4 protein-coding genes are annotated in these 4357 nt (G+C 59.5%); 1 reads left to right on the top strand and 3 read right to left on the bottom strand.

Going from position 1 to position 4357, the window contains the following annotated elements; all coding sequences use genetic code 11:
- Nucleotides 1-17 precede the first annotated feature (17 nt).
- The 3 genes from tig to ccsB all read right to left on the bottom strand — a co-directional run bounded on the left by tig (nucleotide 18) and on the right by ccsB (nucleotide 3195).
- A complete protein-coding gene (tig, locus tag NW844_RS10440) occupies nucleotides 18-1628 on the bottom strand; it encodes a trigger factor (protein ID WP_414335443.1) in 1611 nt (536 codons plus the stop codon).
- Between the two features lie 88 nt (nucleotides 1629-1716).
- Complete coding sequence (locus NW844_RS10435; protein WP_414335441.1) at nucleotides 1717-2100, bottom strand: LapA family protein; 384 nt, start codon at nucleotides 2098-2100, stop codon at nucleotides 1717-1719.
- A gap of 84 nt (nucleotides 2101-2184) precedes the next feature.
- On the bottom strand, nucleotides 2185-3195 hold the full coding sequence (gene ccsB / locus NW844_RS10430; protein WP_414335454.1) for a c-type cytochrome biogenesis protein CcsB: 1011 nt from the start codon (nucleotides 3193-3195) through the stop codon (nucleotides 2185-2187).
- A gap of 239 nt (nucleotides 3196-3434) precedes the next feature.
- Between ccsB and NW844_RS10425 the strand changes: the two genes are divergently transcribed.
- Nucleotides 3435-4301 carry a hypothetical protein gene (locus tag NW844_RS10425; RefSeq protein WP_414335439.1) on the top strand — a complete coding sequence of 289 codons (867 nt, stop codon included), beginning with the start codon at nucleotides 3435-3437 and terminating at the stop codon, nucleotides 4299-4301.
- The last annotated feature ends 56 nt before the right edge of the window (nucleotides 4302-4357 follow it).

Below are 4357 nucleotides of genomic sequence, written 5' to 3'. Positions count from 1 at the left end.
CAGACCTGGTTGTTCGCTTACTTGCCTTTTTTGCCCTTTTTGCTTGGCTTGGGCTTTTCTGCTGTCTCCTCAACCGGGGTTGTCACTTCGAGTTCCGAGCCGACCGCAGAGGCGGAGACAGTTTCGGCAGGGGATACTTCTACAGCTAGAGTCGGTTCGTCTGCCGCTTCTCCGTCGGCGTCCGTGGCCGTCTCTGAAGAGGCTGCCACTGCCTCTGGCCCCTCGGACTCGAACTCCGCCTCTGGCACTGTAACCCTCTGTTCTGAGCTCGCCGAAGAAGTGGGCGCCTGGGTGGGATTCCCCTCGCCATCGACCCAGTTGACTGTGGTCTGAGCCTTCAGCCAGGCCATCACTTTGTTGGTCAGAAGATCTTCGTGAACGACTTGGCGTACTCGCTCCCGATCCAGCTTCTGCCCTTGCTGGGCATAGGCCGCCATCACCTCTTCCACTTCGACTTCCAATTCGTTGGGGCCTACGGCAATCTGCTCCTGCCGGACGATGGCACTGAGAGCCAAGGTGCGCCGCAGCCGGTTGATGGCCTCGGGCCGGTAGCGCTCCATCAACTGGTTAAGGGTTTCGGGCGGCATTTGGGACAAGAGCTTGCGGATCTCTCCCGGCGTGACCCCTTGCTGCTGCTGCAGCGACTGAAGGCTTTGGGCCAGCAGTTGTGTCGTTTCTTGCTCGACTAGGGTCTCCGGCAGATCCACCTCGGTGGTTTCCAAAATGGCGTTGAGGATGGCCGTCTCCAGGTTTTCCTCAGATTGTCTCAGAGCATCTTGTTCGAGGCGCTTTTGCAGGTGTTCCCGCAGCTCGGACACCGTCTGAAAGTTGCTGATCTCCTGCACAAAGGCATCGTTCAACTCGGGCAGCTCTTTGGCTTTGATCTCGTTCAGATGGACGGTGAAGGTAACCGTTTTTCCAGCCAACTCTTCTCTGAAGTAATCGTCGGGGAAAGTGGCTGTGATCTCCTTGGTTTCGTCGAGCTGCATGCCGACAACGCCCGCCACAAAACCGGGGATGAAGTTCTCCTCTTTGAGCTCCAACTGAAAGTCTTGGGCGGCGATCTCCTCCAGGGGATTGCCCTCGGCGTCGCGAGCTTGAAAATCGATCACCACCACATCCCCCAACTGGGCGGGCCGATCTTCTACGGGCAGGAGGGTGGCCCGCTGATCCCGCCACCGGTCGATGAGCTGGTCGACCTGTTCGGGCTTGACGGTGACGCGGGTGGCCGTGACGGTTAGACCTTTGTATTGGCCGACGCGGGCTTCGGGGTACACCTCCACATACCCTGAGAAGCTGAAATCGGCTTCCGGGTTGAACTGGGCCAAGAGCTGCCCCACCTCCTCATCCAGCTCGAAGCGGCTGATGGGGGTGAGCTGAGTTTCCTGGAAGGCCTGTTGGATGGCCTCGTTGATCAAGTCATCCACAGCGCTGGCCATGATGCGCTCACGGCCCACCTGGCGCATCACCAGGTTGCGGGGGGCCTTGCCCTTGCGAAATCCCGGGATCTGGATATTCCGCTCCAGTTGGCGCAAGGTTTTTTCGTAGGAGCGCTTCACCTGGTCCGCTTCTACCACGATTTTGAGGCCAACCCGGCTGCCAGGGCGTTTTTCTTGTGTGACCTGCATAGGAAGTGATGAGCTGGTGAGAGAAGCAAGCAGAAGTTCAATTCTACCCCAACCGCTTGGGGATCGACGGGATCCATACGGGGCAGTTCTAGGCAGGGGATCCCTCGGTGGCCACTTCTTTCACCTCCTGGATGTCCTCTTGGGGTTCGGCGCGCTTGCTGGGGGGCAGTTGCTTGACTTTGGCTTCCAGCTCCACCACCATTTCCTTGAGCTCGGTGATGGTGACTTCCTTCTCCTGCAGTTGCCGATTTTTTTCGCGGGCTTCGATGCTGAACTGGACACGCATCCAGAGGCTATACAGCCAGGCAAGGGCGGCCCCGATCCCGGCAGAAGCCAACAGTTCAATCACCAGCGGGCTTTCGATGCTGACTCCGGGGGCGAAGTTAATCGTGACCGGGGTGGCGTTTTGCATGGCAAAAAGAGCGATTCCCAGGAGGGCCGAGAACAGGATCAGGTAGTTGAACAGTTGCATGATTTTCTCCTTCGAGGGATCCACGACGGCTTGCCAGCACCAGAATACCCACAAACGGGGGTTGATTTGTTGGCCCGAGAGATCTCAGAAGAACCAGCCATAGCTGTGTAAGCCTTTGCCCAGAAAGTTCACCCCCAGATAACACACCCAAACCACCCCAAAGCCCAAGCTGGCCAAGAGGGCGGGGCGCCTGCCCTGCCAGCCTTTGGTGATGCGGGCGTGCAAATAGGCGGCAAAGACCAACCAGGTAATCAAAGCCCAGGTTTCTTTGGGATCCCAGCTCCAGTAGGTACCCCAGGCTTCGTTGGCCCAGACGGCGCCGGCAATGATGCCGATGGTGAGCAGCGGGAACCCCAGCCCGATTAGCCGGTAGCTGGTGTTGTCTAAGATTTCCGCCAGGCTCAGCCGTTGCCAAGCGATCGCTTCGTTGGGTGCCGGTTGGGGAAGAGGTTCAGCCGGTCGGGGGGAGCGGATCCCGGCGTAGACCAGTTCTGCAGCAGGAGATGGCAGGGTGGCTTCTGTCCATTCCGGGTGGGTTGCAGGCTGAGAGGGGCGAAATTGCAGGCCGAGGGAGTTGCCCTTCAACTGAACTTCCTGGCCGCGGGTGACGATGAGAAAAGTGATGGCCAAAAGGGATCCCACCAAGAGGGCTGCGTAGGCCAGCAGCATCACAGTTACGTGCATCATCAGCCAGTTGGATTGCAAAGCCGGCACCAGTGGCTGGGCCGCCTGCATATCTTCCGGCAGGGCCAGGGCGGCAAAGGCCACAATGCCTGTCGCCAGCGGGGCGGTCGTCACCCCCACCCAACGGCTACGAGTCCAGTGGAGAGCCAGCAGGTGCAAGGTGGTGATCCCCCAGGCCAAGAAAAACAAAGACTCGTACAAGTTACTCAAGGGGAAATAGCCGGCATCGATCCAGCGGGCCGTCAGCAGGGCGGCGATCGTCAAGTTTGCCCCGATCATCCCCGCCAAGCCCAGCTCAGACAGAAGCTGCACCTGGGGAAACGCTGCCCCCCCCCAGTAAAACAGCATGGCCCCCAAACAGACAGCAAAGGCCATGTTGTTGAGCAAAGCCTGCCACTGAGCTAGATCCAAGCCTGCAAAAGCCGTTATCGCCAACCAAGCCATACCTGACCTCAAAAGTTCTCCTGACCCCGCTTGGGCCAGACCGCTGATCCCATTCTAGGGTGGGGGAGGGGATCTTCCCCAAAGGACACATGCTGGTAATGTGGGGATGGCTTATCTGCTGCTCGGCAGGATACCGAAAGTGTTGGGATGTGAGGCTCATGCAAGGACACGCGGGAAAGGCCAGAACCTGGAGATGGGGATGGTGGATGGCTCTGGTGGCAGCTCTTGTGCTGGTCGCTTGCGGTGGATCCCCGCCTGAACAGCCCCAGGAACAGCTACCTCAGCTCGAGCGGGTACCAGTGCCGCCGGAGATTGCCAAGCTGGATGCCCACTTGGAGCACTGCCGTCCGCGGGTGCAGATCCTCAGCCCTAAGCCGGGTGAGGTGTTGTCGGAGCGGCAAGTAACCGTTCGCTTTGCAGTGCAGGGGTACCCCCTTTTTAAGGATCCGCAACTGGGCCTCGGCCCCCATTTGCACGTAGTGCTGGACAACCGGCCCTACATCGCCCATTACGATGCCGATGCTCCCCTTGTTTTTGAGGATTTGGAGCCGGGATCCCATACTCTGCGGGTGTTTGCCGGCAAGCCCTGGCACGAGAGCTTTAAAAACTCCGAGGCCTACGCCCAAGTCAGCTTCCATGTGCTAGCGCCTACGCCGGAATACGTGCCGCAGCCGCACCTGCCTTTGCTCACCTACAACCGCCCCACCGGCAGCTACGGTGCCGAGCCGATCCTGGTGGACTTTTGGCTGGCCAACGCCCCGGTACGCGAGAGTCTGCTGACCGACCTGCCGCGGGATTGGCGCATCCGCTACACCCTCAACGGCCAATCTGGCCTGCTGGATCGCTGGGAGTCTTTTTACTTGAAGGGCTTGAGGCCCGGTCGCAATGTGATGGTGGTGGAACTGGTGGACAGCAAAGGGGATCCCATCCGCAACGTGTTCAACAGCGCTGCCCGCGAGATCACCTACACCCCCGGCGGCCAAGACACTCTCTCCAAGCTGATCCGCGGCGAGCTGAAAGCGGAAGAGGCCCTGGCCATTGTGCAGCCCCAGCCCACACCCACACTCTTATAAAGAGCTGACGCTGAGGACGAAGCTGATATTGTAGATGTCGGTGGTCGCGGTATGGT

Origin of the sequence: Synechococcus sp. H55.2 (assembly GCF_047462495.1) — a bacterium.
In the GTDB taxonomy this organism is placed as follows: domain Bacteria; phylum Cyanobacteriota; class Cyanobacteriia; order Thermostichales; family Thermostichaceae; genus Thermostichus.
The sequence above is the reverse complement of the archived record's forward strand: the minus strand, read 5'-3'. Positions and strand labels throughout refer to the sequence as shown.